Here is a 23,748-nt window from a genome sequence, read left to right as displayed (position 1 = left end):
CCGAACGACCGAACAAGGGCCACCCCATGCACCCCGAACACGCCGCCACCACCGCCGCACCGGCCACCGGCACCAGCACCCGCTTCCCCGTCCCCGTCGACGCCGCCCTGCGCGCCGCCGGCTGGCGCCCCGGCCACTGGGACATAAAGCAGGCAGAGATCTGGGCCGACGCCCTGCGCCGCCACACCTCCCCCGCGGGCCACCGGCACACCGTCTTCCCCGCCGCCGTCGAAGCCTGGGCCGAGTTCGGCGGCCTGCACATCACCCCACAGGGCCCCGGCCGCCAGATCGCGCCCGCCACCGTCCACCTCGACCCCATGTACGGACTCCACCTCGCCCGCACCCTCGGCGACCTCGGCCGCGCCCTCGACACCGAGGTCTGCCCCATCGGCGAAGAACCCGAGAACCAGGCGCTCCTCGCCATCGACACCCAAGGCCGCGTCTACAGCCTCGACCACAGCGGCGACTGGTTCCTCGGCGCCCACATCGACCAGGCCCTCGCCACCCTCGTCACCGGCGCCCAGCCCACCCGCCTCTCGGCCGGCACCAAACCCGCGTAACAGCTCCCCGCAGCTCCCCGCGGGCCTACGCCGCCGCCGGCAACACCGCCGACACCCGGAAACCCCCACCGTCCGTCGGCCCCGACACGAACACCCCGCCGAGCCCCGTGACCCGCTCCTTCATCCCCACCAGACCATTGCCGCCACTCGGCAGCCGCGCGTCCTGCGAACCACCCGCCTCCGGCGGCGGCTCGTTCTCCACCTGCATCGCGATCTCCGCGCCCCGATACGCCAACCGCACATACGTCTTCGCGCCCGCCGCGTGCTTGTGCACGTTCGTCAACGCCTCCTGCACCACCCGATAGGCGGTCTGCTCCACATCCGCCGAACAGTCACGCGGCTCCCCCTGCACCGACAGATCCACCGCCATGCCCGCCGCACGGGACTGCCCCACCAACTCCTCCAGCTCCGCCAGACACGGGCCGTCCTCGTCCACCGCACGCGACGCCGCCGCGGCCGCCGCCGCACCCACCGCCGCCAACGGCAACGGCTCCGCGTACTTCGCCCCCTTCGAACCGTCCCCCGTCCGCAACACTCCGAGCATCTCGCGCAACTCCGTCAGCGCCTGCCGCCCCATGTCCCCCACCAGCGCCGCGTTGCGCACCGCCTTCTCCGGATCCTTCCGCGCCACCGCCTGCAACGCCGCCGCGTGCACCACCATCAGGCTCACCCGGTGCGCCACCACGTCGTGCATCTCCCGGGCGATCCGCGTGCGCTCCTCGTTCCGCGCCCACTCCGCCCGCTCCTCCGCGCGCTCCGCCAGCAACTGAAGCTCCCGCTCCAGACTGTCCGCCCGCTCCCGCATCCCCTCCACGAGGCGGCGCCGCGCGCCCACGTACAGACCGAGCAGCACCGGTGGCGCGGTCACCCCGATCGCCGCGGTCACCGCGAAGAACGGGATGAACTCACTGGCGATCGTCGGGCTGCCCTCCGCCATGTCCTGATTGGCCCGCACCAGCGCGACGATCAGCGTGCCCGCCATCGACATGCCGGCCAGCGCGCCCGTGATGCGGCGCGGCAGCTCCGATGCGGCGAGCGTGTAGAGGCCGACGACGGTCAGCAGGACGCCCATCTGCGCGGGCGTGATCGCGATCGATATCAGCACCACGGCGACGGGCCAGCGGCGCCGGATCAGCAGGGCCGCGCCCGCGAGCACGCCGAAGACGACGCCCACGGGTGCGGGCAGTCCCGAGTCCCGCGCGAAGGTGACCCCCTCCGCCCCGCACTCCGCCGCGGACACCGCGGCGAGCCCCACGTCCAGCGCGGCCCCGCGCCACCTCTCCCACCACCACGGCCCGGTCATGGCCGTGGTGCGGTCGTCCCCCGTCGTGGTCATGCCTTCCAGCGTACGGGCGTTCCGCCCCGGTTTTCCGGTGAGTTTCCGGCTCGGTGATCCAGCACACGCCGCGTTCGACCGGAAGCGAAACCTGCCGGTATCCCTCGAACTGTTGAACCCTTCCCGGTTCCCCACCGGACGTCCGCATTCCGGACAACGGTCGACCCATGACGGAGATCACGCCCGACAGGGGCGCGTCCAGGAACAAGTACGAGGACTTCGAGGGGCTGCGGGAGAGGGCGGTGGCGTTACGCCGGGAGGGGCTGAGCCGCCGCCAGATCCGGGACCGCATCCAGGTCGACAACAACGACATCCTGAACCGCCTGCTGGAGGGCGAGCCGCCGCCGGAGTGGACGAAGCGCCCGAACGCGAAGGACGACCTGCGGGAGCGGGCACGGGAGCTGCGGCTCCAAGGCCTCACCTACGACCAGATCCAGCTGGAGCTGGGGTGCTCGAAGAGTTCGATCTCGCTGTGGGTACGGGATCTGCCGAAACCGGAGCGGCGCAACCCGCACGAGCAGGCGAAGCTGGCGGCACGGAAACGGTGGGAGCACGAGCTGGCGGTGCGGGATGTGGAGCGGCAGCGCGTCAAGGAGACCGCGCGGCAGGAGATCGAGGACCTGTCGGACCGCGAACTCATGGCGGTCGGAGTCGCGCTCTACTGGGCCGAGGGGGCGAAGGACAAACCGTATGCCCGCCGGGAGAACGTCCTGTTCGTCAACAGCGACCCCGGGGTCATCGAGGTCTATCTGTCCTGGCTCCGGCTGCTGGGCGTGGAGCGTGAGCGTCTGACCTACCGCGTGATGATCCATGCCACCGCCGACGTGAAGGCCGCCGAGCTCTACTGGGCCGACCTGGTCGGTGTCGACCACGCCGCCCTGCAGAAGACGACGATCAAGAAGCACAACCCCAAGACCGTCCGGAAGAACGTGGGCGAGAACTACCGGGGGTGCCTGGTAGTCCGCGTGACTCAGGGAGCCGAGTTGTACCGCCGCATCGAAGGGTGGTGGACTGGGATCGTGGCATCGGCCACCGGGATCAACGTCACACCGTGAACCAGGTAAGGTCTGACGCGGCATTCCGCCGTGGGGTAGCGGCATCCCGCAGGCCTTTGGAGCCTTGAGACGCTGGTTCGAATCCAGCCGGCGGAGCCAAAGGTTCGGGTCCTGACCGCAAGGTCAGGACCCGCCCTCATTTCCACCCCCCAACGCCCCGGTATCCTGCGGATGTCCACCCCACCAGGCACCCCCAGCCATCCGAAGCCGAAGGGCACCCCCGTGAGCGCCAACCGCCCGGCAGCCGTCGTCGTCCTCGCAGCGGGTGAGGGAACCCGTATGAAGTCGGACCTTCCCAAGGTCCTGCACGAGATCTGTGGCCGTTCCCTCATCGGACACGTCCTGCACGCCGCATCCGCGCTCTCGCCCGAGCAGCTCGTGACCGTCGTCGGTTTCCAGAGCGAGCAGGTGCGCGAGCACCTGGCGGCCATCGCGCCGCAGGTGCGCACCGCCTATCAGGCCGAGCAGAACGGCACGGGGCACGCCGTACGGATCGGCCTGGAGGAGCTGGGCGGCACCGTCGACGGCACCGTGATCGTCGTCTGCGGCGACACCCCGCTGCTGACCGGCGAGACGCTGCGGCAGCTCGCCGGGACGCACGACGGCGACGGGAACGCGGTGACCGTGCTGACCGCCGAGGTGCCGGACGCGACCGGCTACGGCCGCATCGTGCGCGACGGGGCGAACGGCTCCGTGACGGCGATCGTCGAGCACAAGGACGCCACCGAGTCGCAGCGCGCGATCCGTGAGATCAACTCCGGTGTGTTCGCGTTCGACGGGCGGCTGCTCGCCGAGGCGCTCGGCAAGGTGCGTACGGACAACAGCCAGGGCGAGGAGTACCTGACGGACGTGCTCGGGATCCTGCGCGAGGCCGGGCACCGGGTCGGTGCCGCCGTCGCCGGGGACCACGAGGAGATCGCGGGCATCAACAACCGCGTCCAACTGGCCGCCGCGCGCCGCACGTTGAACGACCGGCTGCTGACCGACGCGATGCTCGCGGGCGTGACCGTGGTGGACCCGGCGTCCACGTGGGTCGACGCGACGGTGACCTTCGAGCGGGACGCGGTGGTGCATCCGGGCACGCAGCTGCACGGGGCCACGCATGTGGGCAAGGGCGCCGAGGTCGGGCCGAACACCCGGCTGACGGACACCCGGGTCGGTGCGGGGGCGCGGGTGGACAACTCCGTCGCGTACAGCGCGGAGGTCGGGGAGCAGGCGAGCGTCGGCCCGTTCGCGTATCTGCGGCCGGGCACCCGGCTCGGGGTGCGCTCCAAGGCGGGTACGTATGTGGAGATGAAGAACGCGACGATCGGTGACGGTTCGAAGGTGCCGCACCTGTCGTACGTGGGGGACGCGACGATCGGTGAGTTCTCCAACATCGGTGCGGCGAGCGTCTTCGTGAACTACGACGGTGAGGCGAAGCACCACACGACGGTGGGGTCCCACTGCCGTACGGGTTCGGACAACATGTTTGTGGCTCCTGTCACGGTGGGGGACGGTGCGTACACCGCCGCGGGGTCCGTGATCACGAAGGATGTGCCCGCGGGTTCGCTGGCCGTGGCGCGGGGCCAGCAGCGGAATATCGAGGGCTGGGTGGCCCGTAAGCGTCCGGGGAGCGCGGCCGCGAAGGCGGCGGAGGCGGCGTCCCGGGAGCCGGCCGGCGAAAGCTGACCGGAAACAGGTGCGCCTGACACGGCGTACCGTGATAGGTGCACATTCGGCCGACTCGACGCACCGGGACGCGTGAGTACGGCAGCGGGAAGAACTCTCTGAGGAGACAGTGCTGTGACCGGGATCAAGACGACCGGCGAGAAGAAGTTGATGCTCTTCTCCGGCCGCGCCCACCCCGAGTTGGCCGAGGAGGTCGCACACAAGCTGGGTGTCGGCATCGTGCCGACGAAGGCCTTCGATTTCGCCAACGGTGAGATCTACGTCCGCTATCAGGAGTCGGCGCGCGGCGCCGACTGCTTCCTGATCCAGAGCCACACCGCTCCGATCAACAAGTGGATCATGGAGCAGCTGATCATGATCGACGCGCTGAAGCGCGCGTCGGCCCGCTCCATCACCGTCATCGTGCCGTTCTACGGTTACGCGCGGCAGGACAAGAAGCACCGTGGGCGTGAACCGATCTCGGCGCGTCTGATCGCGGATCTGATGGCGACCGCGGGTGCGGACCGCATCCTCACGGTCGATCTGCACACGGACCAGATCCAGGGCTTCTTCGACGGTCCGGTGGACCACCTGTTCGCGCTGCCGATCCTGGCGGACTACGTGGGTGCGAAGGTCGACCGTTCGAAGCTGACCGTCGTGTCTCCGGACGCCGGCCGTGTGCGGGTCGCCGACCGCTGGTGCGACCGTCTGGGGGCCCCGCTGGCGATCGTGCACAAGCGCCGTGACAAGGACGTCGCGAACCAGGTGACCGTCCATGAGGTCGTGGGTGAGGTCAAGGGCCGCGTCTGTGTCCTGGTGGACGACATGATCGACACGGGTGGCACGATCTGCGCCGCCGCGGACGCGCTGTTCGCGCACGGTGCGGAGGACGTCATCGTGACGGCGACGCACGGTGTGCTGTCGGGTCCGGCGGCGGACCGGCTGAAGAACTCCAAGGTGAGCGAGTTCGTGTTCACGGACACCCTGCCGACGCCGGGAGAGCTGGAGCTCGACAAGATCACGGTGCTTTCGATCGCGCCGACGATCGCGAACGCGGTGCGTGAGGTCTTCGAGGACGGTTCGGTGACGAGCCTCTTCGAGGAGCAGTAAAGATCCTTTTGGGTGTGGCCTCCCGGCCGAGTAGACTTCAGAAGTTGCTCGGCGAGGGAGGCCGCACTTTTTTGTGTGGCTGTCCGTTATCGACGCGCTCTTCGTAGCAGGCCAGTCGTATGGCCGGGTAACCCCATCCGACACCTGTTAGTTCGAGGAGTGCACATGGCTGAGGTCAAGCTCAAGGCTGAGACCCGCACCGAGTTCGGCAAGGGCGCCGCCCGCCGCATCCGTCGCGAGGACAAGGTTCCCGGCGTTCTCTACGGTCACGGCGCCGAGCCGGTCCACCTGGCGCTGCCGGGCCACGACCTGCTGATGGCGCTGCGTACGCCGAACGTCCTGATCTCCCTGGACGTGGACGGCAAGACCCAACTGGCGATCCCGAAGGCCGTGCAGCGTGACGCCCTCCGTCAGGGCATCCTGAAGCACGTCGACCTGCTGCTGGTCCGCAGCGGCGAGAAGGTCACGGTCGAGATCCCCGTGCACACCGAGGGCGAGCTGGCCCCGGGCAGCAACCTGCTCGAGCACGTGCTGAACACGCTGCCGGTCGAGGCCGAGGCGACCCACATCCCGACCGAGGTCACGGTCTCCATCGCGGGCCTGGACGCCGGTGCGTCCATCCTCGCCAAGGACATCCCGCTGCCGTCCGGCTCCACGCTGGCCATCGACGAGGACGCGGTCGTCATCCAGGTCCTGGCCGCGCAGGCCGAGGAGGCCCCGGCCGAGGGTGGCGCCGAGGGCGACGAGGCCGCCGAGGCCTGAGCCTCGCGTCGGATCTGATCGGATCTGAACGGATCGGAACGAACGGCAGCCGCCGCTCCCCGTCGGGGGGCGGCGGCTGCCGCGTATGGACGGGACTTGGGCGTATGAAGGAGACATGGACGTGACGACGGATGCCAGCGCCCCCTGGCTGATCGCGGGCCTCGGCAATCCGGGTCCCGAGTACGCGATGAACCGGCACAACGTGGGGTTCATGGTGGCGGATCTGCTGGCCCAGCGGATGGGCGGCAGGTTCAAGCGGGCGGGGAAGGCGCAGGCGCAGGTGGTCGAGGGGCGCATCGGTGCGCCCGGTCCGGCGAGCCGCCGGGTGATCCTGGTCAAGCCCATGTCGTACATGAACGTCTCGGGCGGTCCGGTGACGGCGCTGCGCGACTTCTACAGGGTGCCGACGGAGCAGATCGTCGCGGTCCATGACGAGCTGGACATCGACTACGGCACGCTGCGGCTGAAGCTGGGCGGTGGCGACAACGGCCACAACGGTCTGAAGTCGATGACGAAGGCGATGGGCGCGGACTACCACCGGGTGCGGTTCGGCATCGGGCGTCCGCCGGGCCGGATGCAGGTGGCGGACTTCGTCCTGAAGGACTTCTCGTCGGCGGAGCGCAAGGAGCTGGACTATTTCGTGGACCGCGCGTCCGACGCGGTGGAGGCGCTGGTCACGGAGGGGTTGGAGCGGGCGCAGTCCACGTACAACTCCTGAGACCTAGGACTGTCGCGGCTCCTCCTGCATCATGTCCTTCGCGCTGTACCGGGGCAGGTCACCGGTTTCGATGGTCCAGGTGCCGAGGTCGGTGGCGATGGTGGCCGGTTTGCCGTAGGGCTGCTTGGACAGGCGGTTTCCGTAGGCGGGTCGCCCCGCGCTGCTGTCGATGTCCCACAGGTAGGTCCAGGTGCCGTCGCGGGGATCGACGATCAGGTAGTGCGGGATGCCCATGGCCGGGTAGTCGTCGACCTTGTGCTGATAGTCGTTGTTCGGATTCGAAGGAGAGACGATCTCGACAGCCAGGACGATCTCCCGCGGATCGAGCGGATCGTCGGTCAGCATGGCCTCTTCCCGGGCGATGAGTATGTCGGGAATGCGGAGCTTGCCGAGCGCCACGTCGTCCGTATCCGTGGACTCGTAGGCGTAGAACCCCGGGGGAAGCTGAGGGTCCAGCTGCCGGGTGAGCTGCTTGGCGACCACTTGGTGGCGCGGCCTCGGATTCATCATCATCACGAGCTGCCCGTCGCTGATCTCGGGCCAGCTGAATCCAGGGGGCGGCGTGAAATGCTCCCGCAGCTCACGCAAGTGCCGGTAAATCGCCTGCTCAGTCATGGGTCCTCCCGGATCCAGTATGACGACGCGGCCACGCCTCGGGGCATGAGATACGAGACGGCCCACCCGAACGAGTGCGCGGGTGGGCCGTCAGCGGTCGGAGAGGGTGATCAGCCCGTGTTGCGCAGGCCCGCGGCGACGCCGTTGACCGTGAGCAGGAGGGCTCGGCCGAGCAGCGGGTCGGGCTCCTCCTCGGCCGCCGCGGCGTCCCGCTGGCGCTTCAGCAGGGCCACCTGGAGGTAGGAGATCGGGTCCAGGTAGGCGTCGCGGATGGCGAAGGTCTGCTGGAGCGCCGGGTGGGAGTCGAGGAGCTGCTCGCCGCCGGTGATGCGCAGGACCTCGCGGACGGTCAGTTCGTGCTCTTCCTCGATGGTGGTGAAGACGTGCCGGAGCTCGTCGGGCACGAGGGTCTCGACGTAGTGCCGGGCGATCCGCAGGTCCGTCTTCGCGAGCGTCATCTCGACGTTGGAGAGGAAGTTGCGGAAGAAGTGCCAGTGCTCGTGCATCTCGTCGAGGACGGTGTCGAGGCCGGCCTCGCGCAGCGCCTTGAGGCCGGAGCCGACGCCGAACCAGCCGGGGACGATCTGCCGGGACTGGGTCCAGCCGAAGACCCACGGGATGGCGCGCAGGCCGTCCAGGGAGACGCCGGAGCCGGGGCGGCGGGAGGGCCGCGAGCCCAGGTGCAGGTCGGCGAGCTGGTCGACCGGGGTGGAGGCGAGGAAGTACGTCGGCAGGTCCGGGTCCTCGACGAGCCTGCGGTACGCGGAGTGCGCGGCGTCGGAGACGACGTCCATGGCGGCGTCCCAGCGGGCGAGGGCCTCGTCGGACTGGCGGGGGGCCGTGTGCAGGGCGGAGGCCTGCAGTGTGGCGGCGACCGTGAGCTCCAGGTTCTCCCTGGCCAGTGACGGGACGAGGTACTTGTCGGAGATGACCTCGCCCTGCTCGGTCACCTTGATCTCGCCCTCCAGGGTGCCCCAGGGCTGGGCGAGGATCGCGTCGTGCGAGGGGCCGCCGCCGCGGCCGACGGTGCCGCCGCGGCCGTGGAAGAGGCGCAGGCGGACGCCGTAGCGGTGGGCGACGTCGCGCAGCCGGCGCTGGGCGCGGTGGATCTCCCACTGGCTGGTGGTGATGCCGCCGAACTTGGAGGAGTCCGAGTAGCCGAGCATGACTTCCTGGACGTCGCCGCGCAGGGCGACCAGGCGCCGGTACGACGGGTCGGCGAGCATCTCGTCGAGGATGACGTCGGCGGCGCGCAGCTCGTCGGTGGTCTCCAGGAGCGGGACGATGCCGATCTTGGCCCAGCCCGCGTGCAGGTCGATGAGGCCGGCCTCGCGGGCGAGGACGGCGGCGGCGAAGACGTCGTCGGCGCCCCGGCACATCGAGATGATGTACGACTCGATGACTTCGGGGCCGAAGACCTCGAGGGCCTTCTTGACGGTGTGGAAGACGCCGAGGGTCTTCTCGCCGGCGGCGTCGAGCGGTGCCGGGGAGGGGGCGAGCGGGCGCCGGGACCTGAGCTCCTTGGCGAGGAGCTTCTGGCGGTACTCGCGGGGCATGTCGGCGTAGCGCCAGGACTCCTCGCCGAGGCGGTCGAAGAGCTGGCCGAGCGCGTGGTGGTGGGCGTCGGCGTGCTCGCGTACGTCCATGGTGGCGAGCTGGAGGCCGAAGGCGGCGAGCGTGCGGATGGTGCGGTTCATCCGGCCGTCGGCGAAGAGGGCGCCCTTGTGCTCGCGCAGCGAGGTCTGGATGAGGGTGAGGTCGTGCAGCAGCTCGGCGGTGCCGAGGTAGTCGCGGCCCTCCACGTGCGCGGTGCCCTTGGCCAGGCGCTGCTTGGTGTTCTCCAGCTTCTGCCGGATGCAGGTGGCCTTGAGGCGGTAGGGCTCCTCGGCGTTGAGGCGCTTGTAGCGGGGGCTGATCTCGGGGAGCCGCTCCAGGTCGCACTGGAGGGAGGCGCGCAGTTCCTCGGTGGCTCCGGTGTAGCGGATGGAGTTGGAGAGGAAGCCGCGCAGCTCGTCGATCAGGTCGAGCGCGTCGTTGATGCCGTGCTCGTGCTGGAGGATCAGGACGTCCCAGGTGACCTCGGGGGTCACGTTGGGGTTGCCGTCGCGGTCGCCGCCGATCCAGGTGCCGAAGCTGAGGGGGCGGGTGCCTTCGGGCAGCTCGACGCCGACGCGTGCCAGCTCGGCGGTGAGGTCCTCCAGGACGTCGCCGACGGCGCCGGCGTGCAGCTCGTCGAGGTAGTAGATGGCGTTGCGGGCCTCGTCGGCGGGTTCGGGGCGCACCACGCGGAGCTCGTCGGTCTGCCAGACGAGGTCGATGTTCTCGGCCAGTCGGGTGTCGTGGCGGCGCCGGTCGGACTCGATGACCGGGGTCTCCAGGAGCGCGGCGACGCGGCGGAGCTTGTTGAGCACCGAGCGGCGGGCGGCCTCGGTGGGGTGCGCGGTGAAGACGGGGCGCACGTTGAGGTTGCGCACGGTCTGGCGCAGGTGCTCGGGGTCGGCGTCCTTGAGGCGGTCCGCGGTGCGGGAGAGGAGTCCGCCCTCGGCGGCGCGCCGGGTGCGGAGCTCGCGGCCGCGGTGGACCTGCTCGGTGACGTTCGCCAGGTGGAAGTAGGTGGAGAAGGCGCGGACCAGCTTGGCGGCGGTCTCCAGTTCGGTGCCGCCGAGGAGCTTGGCGGCGGCCTCGCCGTCCTCGCGCGTCAGGCGGCGGACCTTTTCGACCAGTTCGAGGAGTTCGGGACCCTCTTGGCGTACGAGGGTCTCGCCGAGCAGGTCGCCGAGGCGGCGGATGTCGGCGCGCAGCTCGGTGCTGGCGTTGCTGGTGGCCTGCTGGCCCCGGTCGTCGGCACTGCTCACAGGTGCGGCTCCTTGCAGTGTTGAAGCACGTCAAGTCTGGGAGGGGTCCCCGGTGGGGATATGGGTAACCGGGGGGAGATACAGAGCGGACCGCGCTGTCCGACCGTGTCCAAGGATAGGCATCACCTCGGGCGCGGAGCTCTCGGCCTCTTGCCGCGAGGCTCCGCACTGCCATACTTACGTCGCCGTAGGTTACGGAACCGTAGGAAACGCGGTATCGCAGCCGTGGCAGGAACCGTGCCCACGCACTGCTCCCACCTCAACCCTCCTCGACCCCACAGGGGACGTGCCCATGACGACAAGCTCCGATGCGTACTCCGACACCGATGTGATCGACGACGCTTCGCGGACGACCGGTGACCCCGGCGCCCCGCTGCCCCCCGCGACACTGGGCGGCGAGCAGAAGCGCTCACTCGAACAGCTCGCCCTTCTCCTCTTCATCGTCGTTCCCTTCGTCGCCGTGCTGGGGGCCGTGCCGCTGGCCTGGGGCTGGGGCGTGAGCTGGCTGGATCTGGGCCTGCTCGTGTTCATGTACTACCTGGGGTGCCACGGCATCACCATCGGCTTCCACCGTTACTTCACGCACGGCTCCTTCAAGGCGAAGCGGCCGCTGCGGATCGCGCTGGCGGTGGCCGGGTCGATGGCGGTGGAGGGCCCGCTGGTCCGCTGGGTGGCCGACCACCGCAAGCACCACAAGTTCTCCGACGCGGAGGGCGACCCGCACTCCCCGTGGCGGTTCGGCGAGACGGTCCCGGCCCTGATGAAGGGGTTGTGGTGGGCGCACATCGGATGGATGTTCGATGAGGAGCGGACGTCACAGGAGAAGTACGCACCGGACCTGATCAAGGACCCGGCGCTCGTCACGATCTCGCGGCAGTTCCTGTTCTGGACGATCGTGTCGCTGGGCATCCCGCCGCTGGTGGGCGGGCTGGTCACGATGTCGTGGTGGGGCGCGTTCACCGCGTTCTTCTGGGGCTCGCTGGTCCGGGTCGCGCTGCTGCACCACGTGACGTGGTCGATCAACTCGATCTGTCACGCGGTGGGCAAGCGCCCCTTCAAGTCCCGGGACCGTTCGGGCAACGTGTGGTGGCTCGCGGTGCTCTCCTGCGGGGAGTCCTGGCACAACCTGCACCACGCCGACCCGACGTCGGCGCGGCACGGTGTGATGAAGGGGCAGATCGACTCGTCCGCGCGGATCATCCGCTGGTGCGAGCAGCTGGGCTGGGCGTCCGACGTGCGGTGGCCCTCGCAGTCGCGCCTGGACGCGCGGCGCAGGCCCGCGGGTGAGGCCGAGTCCCGGCGCGGGGCGCGCTCGCCCGACGCGGCATGATGGACGACGTGGCGACCGACTCCAGCAATCCCAGCCCTGCCGGCAAAGAGAAGCAGCCCCGGCGTGTCCGCCGGACCCGGATGACGGGTGCCGAGCGCCGGGAGCAGCTGCTGGACATCGGCCGTACGCTCTTCGCCGCCAAGGGGTTCGAGGGCACGTCGGTGGAGGAGATCGCGGCCAAGGCCGGGGTCTCCAAGCCGGTGGTGTACGAGCACTTCGGCGGCAAGGAGGGGCTGTACGCGGTGGTGGTGGACCGCGAGATGCGGGCGCTGCTCGACATGGTGACGGGGGCGCTGACGGCGGGCCATCCGCGCGAGCTCCTCGAACAGGCCGCGTTCGCCCTGCTCGACTACATCGACACGTACACGGACGGCTTCCGCATCCTGGTGCGCGATTCCCCGGTGGCCCAGTCCACCGGCACCTTCGCGTCCCTGATCTCCGACATCGCGACGCAGGTCGAGGACATCCTGGGCCAGGAGTTCAAGGGCCGCGGCTTCGACCAGAAGCTGGCGCCGCTGTACGCACAGGCGCTGGTCGGCATGGTCGCGCTGACGGGCCAGTGGTGGCTGGACGTCCGCAAGCCGAAGAAGGCGGAGGTGGCGGCCCACCTGGTGAACCTGGCGTGGCACGGCCTCGACGGCCTGGAACCGAAGCCGCGGCTGATAGGCCACCGGAAGAGCTGACGCCGGTCAGCTCCGGGTGATGGCCTCACCGATGGCGAAGCCCTTGGCGGGGCCGCTCGGGACGACGGCGTCGGTGCCGTACGGGACGCGGTGCTCGTCCTCGTAGCTCTCCTTCTTCGGGTTGGGCGCGGTCAGGACGAGGACCGCGCCGTCCTCGTCGAAGTCGTCGACGATCACATAGACGGGGATGCCGGCGCGGGCGTACTCGCGACGCTTGCGGACGCGGTCGCGCTCGATGTTGCGGGAGCCGGGTGAGACGACCTCGACGACCAGGGCGACTCCGGAGGCGTCGACGCCGAGGTCTTCCTCGTTGGGGATCTCGTCGAGGTCCTCCGGGGCGACGAAGAGGTCGGGAATCCAGGACTTGCGGCCGTGGATGACGTTGATGTCCTGGAACGGCAGGTAATCGCCGCCCGCCAGGTGCCGGTCCAGCGCACGACGGCAACGGTTGATGAGCACGCCGTGACGACGGCGACCGGTGGGCGACACCTCGATGGCTCCCTCGATGATCTCGGCGCGGTAGCCCTCGGGGAGATCCATGGCCTTCCACGCCTGCCACAGGACCTCGTCCAAGTCGGGTACCGGGTTGTTCACCACGGGGGTCACCTCATGTGCGAGAGCGGTCATCGTGCAGCACCTCCTCCATCAGTGTGGGCGCGGGCGCCACTGCGGCACAAGCGACACGGTGACGGTACGGCGCCAAGTGCATCGTCACCCGAAAAGCCCCCGGCGATCACCCGAACGTGCGAGGTCAGGCCAACGGTTCGAGGAATTCGAGGCGGTTGCGGACCGGGTCCCACGAGTAGAAGCGGCGGTGGCCCGGCAGGTTGTCGTCCCAGGTGACGTCGGCGCCGTGCACGGTGAGCCGGTCCGCGTAGGCCTCGATGTCGCGTACACGCAGTCCAGGGTGGGCCTTTTGCGCGGGGCGGAAGTCGTCCTCGACGCCGACGTGCAGGCGTACGCCGCCCGCCTCGAACCAGCAGCCGCCGCGTGCCGCGAGCACCGGCGGCTTCGGCACCTCCGTCATGCCGAGCACGTCGACGTAGTAGGACCGCAGCAGGTCCTCGCTGCCGGGCGGAGCGGCGAGCTGGACGTGGTCGACGGCGGTGAGCGTCACGCCGTGTCTCCCTTCCTGGCCACCGCGAACACCCGGCGGAAGGGGAACACCGTGCCGTGGGAGGACGGCGGGTAGGCCTCGCGCAGGAGCTCGCGGTACTCCGACAGGAACGCCTCCGTGGCGGCGGGGTCGTCGGCCAGGGCGGTCAGGACCGGGCGCAGGCCCGTGCCCTTCACCCAGTCCAGGACGGGGTCCTCGCCGGTGAGCAGGTGCTGGTACGTCGTCTCCCACGCGTCGACCTCGCAGCCGAGGTCCGCGAGCCGTTCCAGGTACTCCCCCGGCGTCAGGACCGCGTCCGCGTGCCGCAGGCGTCCGCCGAGCCTCCCCCGCCACCGCTCGGAGCCGCTCAGTTCCCGCATCAGGACGTGGCTGGGGGCGTCGAAGTTGCCGGGCACCTGGAAGGCGAACGTGCCGCCGGGCGTCAGGGCGTCGGTCCAGGCGGCGAAGGAGTCGGGGTGGCCCGGCACCCATTGCAGGGTCGCGTTGGACAGGATCAGGTCGTACGTCGCCGGGGCCGGTGTCCATCGCGCGGCGTCGGCGTGGGCGAAGTCGAGGAGGCCGCCGCCGGCCGTGGGGCCCGCCACCGCCTCCGCCCTGGCCAGCATCTCGGGGGAGTTGTCGAAGCCGGTGATGTGCGCGGTGGGCCAGCGCTCGGCGAGGAGCCGGGTGACGTTGCCGGGGCCGCAGCCGAGGTCGGCGACGCGGGGCGGACGGCCTGCGGCGGGGAGCTCGGGGACGCGGGCGAGCAGGTCCACGAAGGGCCGGGAGCGGTGGTCGGCGTGGCGCAGGTACTGGTGGGGATCCCAGGTGGCGGCGGCTGCGGATGCGGGCATGGTGGGCCTCCTCGGCGACGGCGCGGGGAACGCGGCGGGACGGCGGGATGACGTCCCGTACGCGCTCCGACGGCCATCTTGACTTCGAAGTATCTTGACGTCAAGAGACTTCATGTCGACAGACCCCCTACACTGATCGTCATGGAGGACGAGGTCGATCGGCTGGTCGCAGCGTGGCGCCGGGAGCGCCCGGACCTCGACGTGGAACCACTCGAGGTGCTCAGCCGCGTGAGCAGGCTCGCGCGGCACCTGGACCGTGCCCGAAGGCTCGCCTTCTCGGAGCACAATCTGGAGCCGTGGGAGTTCGACGTCCTGACGTCGCTGCGGCGCGCGGGCGCGCCCTATCAGCTCTCCCCCGGCCAGCTCCTGACCCAGACGCTCGTGACGTCCGGCACGATGACGAACCGCATCGACCGCCTCGCGAAGAAGGGCCTCGTCGAGCGGCTGCCGGACCCCAGCGACCGGCGCGGCGTCCTGGTGCGGCTCACCGAGGAGGGCCGGGACCGCGCGGACCAGGCCCTGGCCGGACTCCTGGAGCAGGAGCGGGCGATCCTCGCCGAGCTCTCCCGCGCCCAGCGCGGCGAACTGGCGGGGCTGCTACGCCAGTTGACCGCCCCGTTCGACAACATCCCCGGCTAGGTCGGCCGGTCCGACGCCCGCGCGCCGGGCCAGCGCCACCGCGGCGAGCGTGGAGTGCACGCCCAGCTTGCCCAGCACGTTCTGCATGTGCGTACGCACCGTGTGCGGGGAGAGGAAGAGGCGCTCGGCGACGGCCTTGCGGCCGAGCCCCGCCACCATGCAGCGCAGCACCTCGCGCTCGCGCGGGGTCAGCGACTCCACCAGGCGCTCGGACTCGGTGCGGTGTTTGCGGGCCGCGGTCAGTTCGCGCAGGACGCCGGTGAGCAGGGCGGGCGGCAGATGGGTCTCGTCGCGCAGCACGCCCCGTATGACCGTCAGGAGCCGGGAGAGCGAGCAGTCCTTGGCGACCCAGCCGGACGCGCCGGCCTGCAGGGCGAGCGCCGCGCGGCGCGGGTCGTCCTTCTCGGCGAGCACCACGGTGCGCACGGCGGGCTGGCCGGTGCGGACGCCCGCGACCAGCGAGATGCCGTCGACGAGCCCGTCGGCGTTGCCCTCCTGGACGGAGACGGCGGGCCGGGCGGCCAGGACGCTCGCGGCGCTGCCGAGGTCGGCGTCGACGAGCAGCACGTCGTACCTGCGCCCCTCGGCGATCGAGCGCTCCAGGCAGCGCAGTGCGGCGGGACCGCTGCCGGCCGCCGACACCTCGACGTCGGGCTCGGCCGCGAGCGCGGCGGCCAGCGACTCGGCGAAGATGCGGTGGTCGTCGACGACCAGGACTCGAATACGAACCACAGAAACCCCCTTCCCCGCGCTCCCGGCAGGGAGCTGGGGATACCCCGTCATCGGAGAACGGCTGGTGCGGGTACGGCGCCCGGTGCGGGGGTCGACGCGGTGGCCCGGCCGCCGCCGGACGTGACCGCTGCCCCCACGCCGGGCGCTGTACCCGACTGTCTCGCCCCCTGATCAGTGCCGGCCCCCACCGGCACTGCCCTTCAGAGTAGGGCCGCACGCCCGCAGCGGAAGGTGATTTGCAGAACTGATTGGCCGACGCGTTTATGGTGAGCCATATGTTTCGGATGGAGACGGGAGTCGACAAAGAGCGGCTGGGTCTGCTGCGTTCGCGGCTGAGCGAGACGAACACGGCGGCGTCGGCGGAGCTCCGCGCGCTGCGCGGCACCCGCGAGGACCAGGAAGTCCCGCTGGCCGTCTGGGCGTTGGACGAGGCGGGTGAGCTCGCGGCGGGGATCGCCGCGCACACCTGGGCGCGCTGGCTGCACGTGGACTACCTATGGGTCGACGACCGGCACCGCGGGGCGGGCCTCGGCTCGCGGCTGCTCGCTCAGGCGGAGCGCGTGGCCGTCGAGGAGCGCGGCTGCCGCAGCTCCCGGGTGGAGACGTGGGACTTCCAGGCGCCGGGCTTCTACCGGAACCAGGGGTACGAGCTGGTGAGCGTGATCCCCGACTACCCCGAGGGCGTCAAGGAGTTCACGCTCACCAAGCGGCTGGCCTGACCCCGCGGGCTCAGGCCGCGAGCCCCACGACCAGGGCGCCGGCCACCGGTGCCGCGTACAGCAGCGGGAACGGGATGTGCGCGTACCAGCGCGCCCGCACCACGGTGACGACGGCCCCGGCGAAGTACAGCACCAGGGCGATCGCCGCCACGGTCCCGAGCACCGGCACGAACAGGCCGGCGAGCAGTCCTGCGACGCCCGCGGCCTTGGCGGCGCCGAGCCAGGGCAGCCACGTCATGGGGACGCCGTAGTCGGCCATCGGCTGCACGACCCACTGGGCGCGCAGGAAGACGGAGACGGCGGAGAAGCCCACCATCGCGGCGGCGATCAGGGTGACGACGGTGTGGGTGGTGGACATCTGGGACGCTCCTCTGTCGCGCGGCCGCCGGGGCGGTGCCGCCCCGCCGGTGCCGTTCTTGGCTGTTCACTGCCATGACGGAGCGCACCGCACCGATGTGACCGGTCGGCGGAATCTTTTTCCGCCGGGTTCCGCCGGGCCCGGTCACCGCCCGTTCACGCCTCCCGGCGTGCCCCCGCCGACGGGGCCGCGGGGAACACCCGCGGGGCCGTGAAGCCCGCCGTGTCGAAGGCCGCGAGGACGGACTTCGTGACCGTCTCCGCGTCCGCCGCCTCCACCAGGACGATCGCCGAGCCGCCGAAGCCGCCGCCGGTCATCCGGGCGCCGAGCGCGCCCGCCGCGTTCGCGGAGCTCACCACCAGGTCCAGCTCGGGGCAGGAGATGCGCAGGTCGTCGCGGAGCGAGGCGTGTCCCTCGGTGAGGACGGGGCCGGCCGCGCGGACGTCGCCGGCGTCGAGGAGGCCGATGACCCGCTCGACGCGGTGGTCGTCCGAGACGATGTGCCGCACGTACCGCCGGATCCGCTCGTCCGTCAGCCGCTCAAGCGCCGCCGGGAGTTCGTCGTACGGCACGTCCCGCAGGTGTGTCACGCCCAGGATGCGGGCGCCCTCCTCGCAGCCGGCCCGGCGCTCCGCGTACGCCCCGTCACCCAGCTCGTGCTTGACCCGGGTGTCGACGACGAGCAGCCGCAGGCCGTGCGCGTCGAGGTCGAAGGGGACCTGTCGTATCGCGAGGTCGCGGCAGTCCAGGTGCAGGGCGTGGCCCTCGGTGGCGCACGCGGAGGCCATCTGGTCCATCACGCCGCACGGCACGCCGACGAAGGCGTTCTCGGCGCGCTGGGCGAGGACCGCGAGACGCGGCCGGTCGAGGCCGAGTCCGTACAGGTCGTTCATGGCGAGGGCCGTGACGACCTCCAGGGCGGCCGACGAGGACAGGCCCGCCCCGGTGGGCACGGTCGAGGCGAGGTGGATGTCGGCGCCGCCGGACACGTCGTGGCCCGCGTCCCGCAGCGCCCACATCACACCGGCCGGGTAGGCGGCCCAGCCGCCCTGTCCGTACTTCGACAGGGGTTCGAGGGCGTCGACGCGGAGTTCGGCGACGGGGGCGTCGATGTCCGCGGAGTGCAGCCGCAGGACGCCGTCGGTGCGCCGGGCCACGGCCGCCACCGCGGTGTGCGGCAGCGCGAGGGGCAGCACGAACCCCTCGTTGAAGTCGGTGTACTCGCCGATGAGGTTGACCCGGCCCGGGGCCGACCACACTCCCTGCGCCGGGTACCCGTACAGCTCGGCGAACTTGGCCGCTACGTCCATCAGTTGCCCCTCAGCCCCTCGTTTTTTCTCTCAACGCCGGGCGAACGCCCAGGCGTCGGCGACGATGCCCGCGAGGTCCGCGCGGGTCGGGTTCCAGCCGAGCTTCTCGCGTGCGGTGGCGGCCGAGGCGACCAGGACCGCCGGGTCGCCGCCGCGGCGCGGGGCCATGACCTCCGGGATCGGGTGGCCGGTGACCTCGCGGACGGTCTCGATGACCTCGCGCACGGAGAAGCCGTTGCCGTTGCCGAGGTTGCAGATGAGGTGCTCGCCGGGGGTGGCGGCGTCGACGGCGAGGAGGTGGGCCTCGGCGAGGTCGGCGACGTGGATGTAGTCGCGCACGCAGGTGCCGTCCGGCGTCGGGTAGTCGTCGCCGAAGACGTTGATCGCCTCGCGGCGGCCCTGGGCGACCTGGAGGACGAGCGGGATGAGGTGCGACTCGGGGTCGTGGCGCTCGCCGCAGTCGCCGTACGCGCCCGCGACGTTGAAGTAGCGCAGCGAGACGGCGGCCAGGCCGTGCGCGGCGGCCTCGCCGCTGATCATGTGGTCGACGGCGAGCTTGGAGGCGCCGTACGGAGAGGTCGGCGCGGTCGGGTCGGTCTCCGTGATGGGGGTGTGCACGGGCTCGCCGTATGTCGCGGCGGTGGAGGAGAAGACGAGCCTGCGCACGTCGGCGTCGCGCATGGCGGCGAGCAGCGCCATGGTGCCGCCGACGTTGTTGTCCCAGTACTTCTCGGGCTTCACGACGGACTCGCCGACCTGCGAGAAGGCGGCGAAGTGGAGCACGGCGTCGTAGGAGGAGTCCAGCCACTTGGCGGCGTCCCGGATGTCGCCCTCGACGAACGCGGCGCCGGCGGGGACGCCTTCGCGGAAGCCCGTGGAGAGGTTGTCGAGGACGGTCACCTCGTGCCCGGCCTCGATCAGATGCTGCGCCACCACACTTCCGACGTAGCCCGCACCACCGGTGACCAGGTACTTACCGCTCATGAACTCGCTACCTCTCGCAGTCGCTGGGCCGCGGCTTCCGGCGGCACGTCGTTGATGAACACGCTCATGCCGGATTCGGAACCCGCGAGGAACTTCAGCTTGCCCGAAGTGCGGCGAATCGTGAAAAGTTCGAGGTGCAGGCCGAAGTCGTCCCGGTTGATCCCGTCATGTCCGTCGAGCCCGGTGAACGGCGCCTGGTGCCAGGCCGCGATGTAGGGGGTGGGGGTCGCGCCCGAGGTGTCGAAGATCCGGTCGAAGCGCCTGAGGAGTTCCAGATAGATCCGCGGGAACTCCGCGCGCGCCGCGTCGTCGAGGGCGAGCAGGTCGGGGACCCGCCGCTTGGGGTACAGGTGCACCTCGTAGGGCCAGTGCGCCGCGTACGGCACGAAGGCCACCCAGTGCTCGCCCGCCAGGACGACCCGCTCGCCGGCGCTCTCCTGCGCGACGATGTCGTCGAAGAGGTTGCCGCCGGTGGACTTCTTGAACGCGGCGAGCGAGCGCAGCATCAGCTCCGTGCGCGGGGTGACGAAGGGGTAGGCGTAGATCTGGCCGTGCGGGTGGCCGAGGGTCACGCCGATCTCGGCGCCGCGGTTCTCGAAGCAGAACACCTGCGCCACGGAGTCCAGGTGGGCGAGTTCGGCGGTGCGGTCGGTCCAGGCCACCAGGACGAGTCCGGCCTGCTCGGGGGTGAGGTCGGCGAAGGAGGCGGTGTGGTCGGGGGTGAAGCAGACGACCTCGCAGCGGCCCGCGTCGCCGGCGAGCGAGGGGAAGCGGTTCTCGAAGACCGCGACGTCGTATGCGGAGTCGGGGATCTCGCTGAGCCGGTCCCCGGCGGAGGGGCACAGGGGGCACTCGTCGGCCGGCGGGTGGTAGGTGCGGCCCTGGCGGTGCGAGGCGATGGCCACGCTGTCGCCGAGCAGGGGGTCCCGGCGCACCTCCGATGTGGTCGAGACGGGCCCGAGCGGGCGCCGGTCGACGGCGTCGCGCACGGTGTCGTCGCGCACGTCGTAGTAGATGAGCTCACGACCGTCGGCGAGACGGGTCGAGGTCTTCTTCACGTCAGGGGCTCCTCACCACCCACCCAACAGAACCGAACATAACAAATCACAAGCCAACAGCTCCGTCAATGCCCGCAGCCCTGGGGGCGGGGGAACGGTTCGACCCGTCGGCTCGATCACAATCAAACAAAGAACACCAACAGAACTGTTCAGTTATTGAAGCAAGGGGCGTAGGTTCCGGTCTGATCCGTTCGCGCAACGAAGCGAGTTCACATGCTGTCCCCGACACAAACCCTGGCCGAGGGGCTTCGGCTGCCCACCAACGGCCTCGACTACGCGATCCTGGCGATCTACTTCGCCGTGGTCCTCGGCATCGGCTTCGCCGCCCGGCGCTCCGTGAAGACCAGCCTCGACTTCTTCCTCTCGGGCCGCTCCCTGCCCGCGTGGGTCACCGGTCTCGCCTTCGTCGCCGCGAACCTCGGCGCCACCGAGATCCTCGGCATGGCCGCGACCGGCGCGCAGTACGGCGTCGCGGTCGTCCACTGGTACTGGATCGGCGCCATCCCGGCCATGGTCTTCCTCGGCCTGGTCATGATGCCCTTCTACTACCGCAGCAAGGTCCGCTCCGTCCCCGAGTTCCTGCTCCAGCGCTTCGACAAGTCGGCGCACCTGCTCAGCTCGGCGCTCTTCGCCTTCGCGGCGATCCTCATCGCGGGCGTGAACCTCTACGCCCTGTCGATCGTCGTCGAGGCGCTGCTCGGCTGGCCGCAGTGGGTGGCGATCGTCGTCGCGGGGCTCTTCGTCCTCGCGTACATCACCATCGGCGGTCTCTCCTCGGCGATCTACAACGAGGTCCTGCAGTTCTTCGTCATCCTCGCCGCGCTGATACCCATCTGCGTCATCGGCCTGAAGAAGGTCGGCGGCTGGGACGGCCTGTCCGGCTCGATCGAGAAGCAGCACGGCGACAACTTCATGACCGCCTGGGGCGGCACCGGCATCGGTGACGCCAATCCGCTCGGCGCCAACTGGCTGACGATCGTCCTCGGCCTCGGCTTCGTGCTCTCCTTCGGCTACTGGACGACCAACTTCGCCGAGGTGCAGCGCGCGCTCTCCGCCAAGAACCTGAGCGCCGCCCAGCGCACCCCGCTGATCGCCGCCTTCCCGAAGATCTTCATCGTCTTCGCGGTGATGATCCCGGGCCTGGTCGCCGCCGTCCTCGTCCCGAAGATCGGCACGGCGGGCTCCGACCTGACGTACAACGACGCGATCCCGTACCTGATGCAGGAGTTGCTGCCCAACGGCGTGCTCGGCATCGCGGTCACCGGTCTGCTCGCCGCGTTCATGGCGGGCATGGCGGCGAACGTCTCCTCCTTCAACACCGTGTTCACGTACGACATCTGGGCGAAGTACGTGAAGAAGGACGAGGAGGACGGCTACTACCTGAAGTTCGGCCGGCTCATCACCGCCCTCGGTGTGCTCGCCTCGATCGGCACGGCCTTCATCGCCTCGTCGTTCGAGAACATCATGAGCTACCTGCAGACGCTGTTCTCCTTCTTCAACGTCCCGATGTTCGTCGTCTTCATCATCGGCATGTTCTGGAAGCGGGCGTCGATGAAGTCCGGCGTCTGGGGGCTGCTCGCGGGCACCACCGCCGCGATGGTCAACTACTTCTGGATCTACAAGCAGGGCATCATCGACATCCCGTCCGACCAGGGCGCCAACTTCGTCTCGGCGATGGTCGGCTTCGCCGCGGGCGCCGTCGTGATGGTGGCCGTCACCCTGTTCACCGAGCCCAAGCCGGAGGCCGAACTGGCCGGTCTGGTCTACGGGACGGTCTCGCCCGACCTGGAGGCGGACGGCGTCGAGGCGGGCGACGACGCGTGGTACCGCAGGCCGGCGCTGCTCGGCTGGGGCGCCGTCGTACTCGCCGCCGCCTGCTACGTGCCGTACTCGTTCTAGCCTCGATCGGAGGACCGAAGACCATGTCTGATCTGCACAAGCACGTCTCCGACCTGGAGGCCAAGTCCGCCACGGCGGCCCGGCTCTTCGACATCAGGCGCATCATCGGCGGCCTGTTCGTCGTCTACGGGGTCATCGTGACGATCGCCGGGATCACCGCGTCCGACGCCGACCTGAAGAAGGCCGAGGACATCAACATCAACCTGTGGACGGGGCTCGCCATGCTCGCCCTCGGGCTCTTCTTCCTGGGGTGGCTCTGGCTGCGCCCGATGGTGGTGCCCGCGACGGAGCCGGAGACGGAGCCGAAGGAAGAGGACAAGTAACCCCTCGCTCGTCCTCCCCGGCCGGGGCCCGGCGTCACCGCGGTGACTCGGGCCCCGGCGCCGTCTCCAGACCCTCGGGGCCACCGTTGTGCGCGTACGAGGAAACCGGGCGCTCGGCGCGCTCCAGCAGACCCGTGCGCGCGGCGAGCGCGGCGGCCTCCAGGCGCGAGCCGACGCCGAGCTTCATCAGGACCCGCTGGACGTGGGTGCGCGCCGTGCTCGGGGCTATCCCCATGCCGGCCGCGATCAGCCGGGTGTCCTCGCCGTCCGCGACCCGGACCAGCACCTCGACCTCGCGGGGCGTGAGCATCTGCAGCAGGCGCTGCCCCTCGTCGTCGGGCTGCGCGGCCGGGTTGAGCAGCTCGCTGAAGGCGCCCTGAAGCAACTGGGGCGCGACGGCCGCCTCGCCCGCGCGCGCCTTCATGATGGCGCGCTCCACGCCCTCGATGCGCTCGTCGTGGCGCACGTACCCGGAGGCGCCGGAGGCGAAGGCCGCGGCGATCCCGCGCGGGTTCGGCACCGGACCGAGCACCACCACCTGCACCTGCGGCCGGTCCCGCTTGATCTTCACCACCGGGTCGAACATGCCCGGTTCGGCGGGCGTCGCCGTGCCGAGGAGGCAGACCTCCGGGGCCCTGCTGATGACCAGTTCCGCCGCGCCCGCGGCGGGCGCGGCGGCGGCGAGCACCCGGTGCCCGCGCAGTTTCAGCGCCGAGGCGAGGGCCTCGGCGAGCAGTCGATGATCGTCGACCACCATGAGCCGCACACCCATAGCAACCCCCCACTTCCCCGACTGATCCCCAGATCCACCGGTCGCCCCGCTCTCCCGCTCCCCGTGGACCGCGGGCCCCCCGGCCCACCGTCCCCCGGAAGCTACACGCTTGTTCGACGTTACGCGCCCCCTACCGGCCAGAAGCGGCCCGTAATGCCGAAATCACTGCCCTTGGGGGGCGCCGGGAAGGACCGGGTGGTACGCGGACGGCGGCGGGCCCCCCCCCCCGGGGGGGGGGGGGGGGCCCCCCCCCGGCCGGAAACCGCCGGGGCCCGCCAAAAACGGGCCCAACCCCCCGGCCAGTTAAAAATAAAGTACCAAAAGAAAGGG

General features: G+C 70.5%; 24 protein-coding genes and 1 tRNA gene. 13 read left to right on the top strand and 12 right to left on the bottom strand.

Features of this window, described 5'->3' with window-relative positions; translation table 11 throughout:
- Positions 1 to 26: 26 nt before the first annotated feature.
- Positions 27 to 560: an SUKH-3 domain-containing protein gene (locus ACFYO9_RS23090; RefSeq protein WP_355807404.1), complete on the top strand. Its 534-nt coding sequence runs from the start codon at positions 27 to 29 to the stop codon at positions 558 to 560.
- 25 nt (positions 561 to 585) lie between these two features.
- On the opposite strand, the gene ACFYO9_RS23085 is transcribed toward ACFYO9_RS23090, so the two are convergent.
- A complete protein-coding gene (locus ACFYO9_RS23085) occupies positions 586 to 1,896 on the bottom strand; it encodes a histidine kinase (RefSeq protein WP_355807406.1) in 1,311 nt (436 codons plus the stop codon).
- Positions 1,897 to 2,063: 167 nt separating this feature from the next.
- On the opposite strand from ACFYO9_RS23085, the gene ACFYO9_RS23080 reads away from it, so the two are divergent.
- The 6 genes from ACFYO9_RS23080 (at position 2,064) to pth (ending at position 7,191) form a co-directional block, all read left to right on the top strand.
- Positions 2,064 to 2,951, top strand: coding sequence for a hypothetical protein (locus ACFYO9_RS23080; protein WP_358776297.1), 888 nt, complete (start codon positions 2,064 to 2,066; stop codon positions 2,949 to 2,951).
- A gap of 24 nt (positions 2,952 to 2,975) precedes the next feature.
- Positions 2,976 to 3,050, top strand: a tRNA-Gln gene (locus ACFYO9_RS23075).
- Between the two features lie 123 nt (positions 3,051 to 3,173).
- Positions 3,174 to 4,622 carry a bifunctional UDP-N-acetylglucosamine diphosphorylase/glucosamine-1-phosphate N-acetyltransferase GlmU gene (glmU, locus tag ACFYO9_RS23070; RefSeq protein WP_358776333.1) on the top strand — a complete coding sequence of 483 codons (1,449 nt, stop codon included), beginning with the start codon at positions 3,174 to 3,176 and terminating at the stop codon, positions 4,620 to 4,622.
- Between the two features lie 114 nt (positions 4,623 to 4,736).
- Entirely contained in the window at positions 4,737 to 5,711 is a 975-nt protein-coding gene (locus ACFYO9_RS23065) for a ribose-phosphate diphosphokinase (protein ID WP_358776299.1), read from the top strand.
- Positions 5,712 to 5,876: 165 nt separating this feature from the next.
- Positions 5,877 to 6,473 (top strand): 50S ribosomal protein L25/general stress protein Ctc, encoded by a 597-nt coding sequence (locus ACFYO9_RS23060; protein WP_355807412.1) that lies wholly within the window; start codon positions 5,877 to 5,879, stop codon positions 6,471 to 6,473.
- 115 nt (positions 6,474 to 6,588) lie between these two features.
- Complete coding sequence (gene pth, locus ACFYO9_RS23055; protein ID WP_358776301.1) at positions 6,589 to 7,191, top strand: aminoacyl-tRNA hydrolase; 603 nt, start codon at positions 6,589 to 6,591, stop codon at positions 7,189 to 7,191.
- Positions 7,192 to 7,194: 3 nt separating this feature from the next.
- On the opposite strand, the gene ACFYO9_RS23050 is transcribed toward pth, so the two are convergent.
- The gene (locus tag ACFYO9_RS23050) at positions 7,195 to 7,806 is read right to left on the bottom strand and encodes a Uma2 family endonuclease (RefSeq protein ID WP_358776303.1); all 612 of its coding nucleotides are present in this window, start codon (positions 7,804 to 7,806) and stop codon (positions 7,195 to 7,197) included.
- A gap of 110 nt (positions 7,807 to 7,916) precedes the next feature.
- Entirely contained in the window at positions 7,917 to 10,661 is a 2,745-nt protein-coding gene (gene ppc, locus ACFYO9_RS23045) for a phosphoenolpyruvate carboxylase (RefSeq protein WP_358776305.1), read from the bottom strand.
- A gap of 292 nt (positions 10,662 to 10,953) precedes the next feature.
- Between ppc and ACFYO9_RS23040 the strand changes: the two genes are divergently transcribed.
- Both ACFYO9_RS23040 and ACFYO9_RS23035 read left to right on the top strand, forming a co-directional pair.
- Positions 10,954 to 11,991 (top strand): fatty acid desaturase, encoded by a 1,038-nt coding sequence (locus ACFYO9_RS23040; RefSeq protein ID WP_355807418.1) that lies wholly within the window; start codon positions 10,954 to 10,956, stop codon positions 11,989 to 11,991.
- Entirely contained in the window at positions 11,988 to 12,674 is a 687-nt protein-coding gene (locus tag ACFYO9_RS23035; RefSeq protein ID WP_355807419.1) for a TetR/AcrR family transcriptional regulator, read from the top strand. Before ACFYO9_RS23040 ends, ACFYO9_RS23035 begins: the two co-directional genes overlap by 4 nt.
- A gap of 6 nt (positions 12,675 to 12,680) precedes the next feature.
- Here the strand turns inward: ACFYO9_RS23035 and ACFYO9_RS23030 are convergent, their stop codons facing one another.
- The 3 genes from ACFYO9_RS23030 to ACFYO9_RS23020 form a co-directional block, all read right to left on the bottom strand.
- A complete protein-coding gene (locus tag ACFYO9_RS23030; protein ID WP_358776306.1) occupies positions 12,681 to 13,301 on the bottom strand; it encodes a Uma2 family endonuclease in 621 nt (206 codons plus the stop codon).
- 124 nt (positions 13,302 to 13,425) lie between these two features.
- Positions 13,426 to 13,791 carry a glyoxalase gene (locus ACFYO9_RS23025; protein ID WP_358776308.1) on the bottom strand — a complete coding sequence of 122 codons (366 nt, stop codon included), beginning with the start codon at positions 13,789 to 13,791 and terminating at the stop codon, positions 13,426 to 13,428.
- Positions 13,788 to 14,624 (bottom strand): trans-aconitate 2-methyltransferase, encoded by an 837-nt coding sequence (locus ACFYO9_RS23020; protein ID WP_358776310.1) that lies wholly within the window; start codon positions 14,622 to 14,624, stop codon positions 13,788 to 13,790. The genes ACFYO9_RS23025 and ACFYO9_RS23020 overlap by 4 nt, the downstream gene beginning before the upstream one ends.
- A 141-nt stretch (positions 14,625 to 14,765) precedes the next feature.
- Between ACFYO9_RS23020 and tamR the strand changes: the two genes are divergently transcribed.
- A complete protein-coding gene (gene tamR / locus ACFYO9_RS23015; RefSeq protein ID WP_355807425.1) occupies positions 14,766 to 15,263 on the top strand; it encodes a MarR family transcriptional regulator TamR in 498 nt (165 codons plus the stop codon).
- Here tamR and ACFYO9_RS23010 read toward each other — a convergent pair.
- Positions 15,222 to 15,995, bottom strand: a complete 774-nt coding sequence (locus tag ACFYO9_RS23010) for a response regulator transcription factor (RefSeq protein WP_355807427.1) — start codon at positions 15,993 to 15,995, stop codon at positions 15,222 to 15,224. The two genes, tamR and ACFYO9_RS23010, sit on opposite strands and share 42 nt — an antisense overlap.
- Before the next feature lie 263 nt (positions 15,996 to 16,258).
- On the opposite strand from ACFYO9_RS23010, the gene ACFYO9_RS23005 reads away from it, so the two are divergent.
- Positions 16,259 to 16,714 (top strand): GNAT family N-acetyltransferase, encoded by a 456-nt coding sequence (locus ACFYO9_RS23005; protein ID WP_358776335.1) that lies wholly within the window; start codon positions 16,259 to 16,261, stop codon positions 16,712 to 16,714.
- Positions 16,715 to 16,724: 10 nt separating this feature from the next.
- Here the strand turns inward: ACFYO9_RS23005 and ACFYO9_RS23000 are convergent, their stop codons facing one another.
- The 4 genes from ACFYO9_RS23000 to galT form a co-directional block, all read right to left on the bottom strand.
- The gene (locus ACFYO9_RS23000; RefSeq protein WP_358776312.1) at positions 16,725 to 17,072 is read right to left on the bottom strand and encodes a DoxX family protein; all 348 of its coding nucleotides are present in this window, start codon (positions 17,070 to 17,072) and stop codon (positions 16,725 to 16,727) included.
- 155 nt (positions 17,073 to 17,227) lie between these two features.
- On the bottom strand, positions 17,228 to 18,382 hold the full coding sequence (gene galK, locus ACFYO9_RS22995; RefSeq protein ID WP_358776314.1) for a galactokinase: 1,155 nt from the start codon (positions 18,380 to 18,382) through the stop codon (positions 17,228 to 17,230).
- Positions 18,383 to 18,412: 30 nt separating this feature from the next.
- Complete coding sequence (gene galE / locus ACFYO9_RS22990; protein ID WP_358776315.1) at positions 18,413 to 19,366, bottom strand: UDP-glucose 4-epimerase GalE; 954 nt, start codon at positions 19,364 to 19,366, stop codon at positions 18,413 to 18,415.
- Complete coding sequence (gene galT / locus ACFYO9_RS22985; protein WP_358776317.1) at positions 19,363 to 20,424, bottom strand: galactose-1-phosphate uridylyltransferase; 1,062 nt, start codon at positions 20,422 to 20,424, stop codon at positions 19,363 to 19,365. Before galT ends, galE begins: the two co-directional genes overlap by 4 nt.
- Positions 20,425 to 20,637: 213 nt before the next feature.
- On the opposite strand from galT, the gene ACFYO9_RS22980 reads away from it, so the two are divergent.
- Entirely contained in the window at positions 20,638 to 22,323 is a 1,686-nt protein-coding gene (locus ACFYO9_RS22980) for a sodium:solute symporter family protein (protein ID WP_358776318.1), read from the top strand.
- Between the two features lie 23 nt (positions 22,324 to 22,346).
- Positions 22,347 to 22,646, top strand: a complete 300-nt coding sequence (locus ACFYO9_RS22975; RefSeq protein ID WP_355807438.1) for a hypothetical protein — start codon at positions 22,347 to 22,349, stop codon at positions 22,644 to 22,646.
- A 34-nt stretch (positions 22,647 to 22,680) separates the two neighbouring features.
- Here ACFYO9_RS22975 and ACFYO9_RS22970 read toward each other — a convergent pair whose 3' ends face one another.
- Positions 22,681 to 23,418 carry a LuxR C-terminal-related transcriptional regulator gene (locus tag ACFYO9_RS22970; protein ID WP_355807440.1) on the bottom strand — a complete coding sequence of 246 codons (738 nt, stop codon included), beginning with the start codon at positions 23,416 to 23,418 and terminating at the stop codon, positions 22,681 to 22,683.
- Positions 23,419 to 23,748 lie beyond the last annotated feature (330 nt).

Origin of the sequence: Streptomyces sp. NPDC005863 (genome assembly GCF_042871345.1) — a bacterium.
Classification (GTDB): Bacteria; Actinomycetota; Actinomycetes; order Streptomycetales; family Streptomycetaceae; genus Streptomyces.
The sequence above is the reverse complement of the archived record's forward strand: the minus strand, read 5'-3'. Positions and strand labels throughout refer to the sequence as shown.

Coding starts and splice junctions, on each gene's coding strand:
- ACFYO9_RS23090 (WP_355807404.1), top strand. CDS start 27: ATGCACCCCGAACACGCCGCCACCACCGCCGCACCGGCCACCGGCACC.
- ACFYO9_RS23085 (WP_355807406.1), bottom strand. CDS start 1,896: ATGACCACGACGGGGGACGACCGCACCACGGCCATGACCGGGCCGTGG.
- ACFYO9_RS23080 (WP_358776297.1), top strand. CDS start 2,064: ATGACGGAGATCACGCCCGACAGGGGCGCGTCCAGGAACAAGTACGAG.
- ACFYO9_RS23060 (WP_355807412.1), top strand. CDS start 5,877: ATGGCTGAGGTCAAGCTCAAGGCTGAGACCCGCACCGAGTTCGGCAAG.
- pth (WP_358776301.1), top strand. CDS start 6,589: ATGGACGTGACGACGGATGCCAGCGCCCCCTGGCTGATCGCGGGCCTC.
- ACFYO9_RS23050 (WP_358776303.1), bottom strand. CDS start 7,806: ATGACTGAGCAGGCGATTTACCGGCACTTGCGTGAGCTGCGGGAGCAT.
- ACFYO9_RS23040 (WP_355807418.1), top strand. CDS start 10,954: ATGACGACAAGCTCCGATGCGTACTCCGACACCGATGTGATCGACGAC.
- ACFYO9_RS23035 (WP_355807419.1), top strand. CDS start 11,988: ATGATGGACGACGTGGCGACCGACTCCAGCAATCCCAGCCCTGCCGGC.
- ACFYO9_RS23030 (WP_358776306.1), bottom strand. CDS start 13,301: ATGACCGCTCTCGCACATGAGGTGACCCCCGTGGTGAACAACCCGGTA.
- ACFYO9_RS23020 (WP_358776310.1), bottom strand. CDS start 14,624: ATGCCCGCATCCGCAGCCGCCGCCACCTGGGATCCCCACCAGTACCTG.
- tamR (WP_355807425.1), top strand. CDS start 14,766: ATGGAGGACGAGGTCGATCGGCTGGTCGCAGCGTGGCGCCGGGAGCGC.
- ACFYO9_RS23005 (WP_358776335.1), top strand. CDS start 16,259: ATGGTGAGCCATATGTTTCGGATGGAGACGGGAGTCGACAAAGAGCGG.
- ACFYO9_RS23000 (WP_358776312.1), bottom strand. CDS start 17,072: ATGTCCACCACCCACACCGTCGTCACCCTGATCGCCGCCGCGATGGTG.
- galK (WP_358776314.1), bottom strand. CDS start 18,382: ATGGACGTAGCGGCCAAGTTCGCCGAGCTGTACGGGTACCCGGCGCAG.
- galE (WP_358776315.1), bottom strand. CDS start 19,366: ATGAGCGGTAAGTACCTGGTCACCGGTGGTGCGGGCTACGTCGGAAGT.
- ACFYO9_RS22980 (WP_358776318.1), top strand. CDS start 20,638: ATGCTGTCCCCGACACAAACCCTGGCCGAGGGGCTTCGGCTGCCCACC.
- ACFYO9_RS22975 (WP_355807438.1), top strand. CDS start 22,347: ATGTCTGATCTGCACAAGCACGTCTCCGACCTGGAGGCCAAGTCCGCC.
- ACFYO9_RS22970 (WP_355807440.1), bottom strand. CDS start 23,418: ATGGGTGTGCGGCTCATGGTGGTCGACGATCATCGACTGCTCGCCGAG.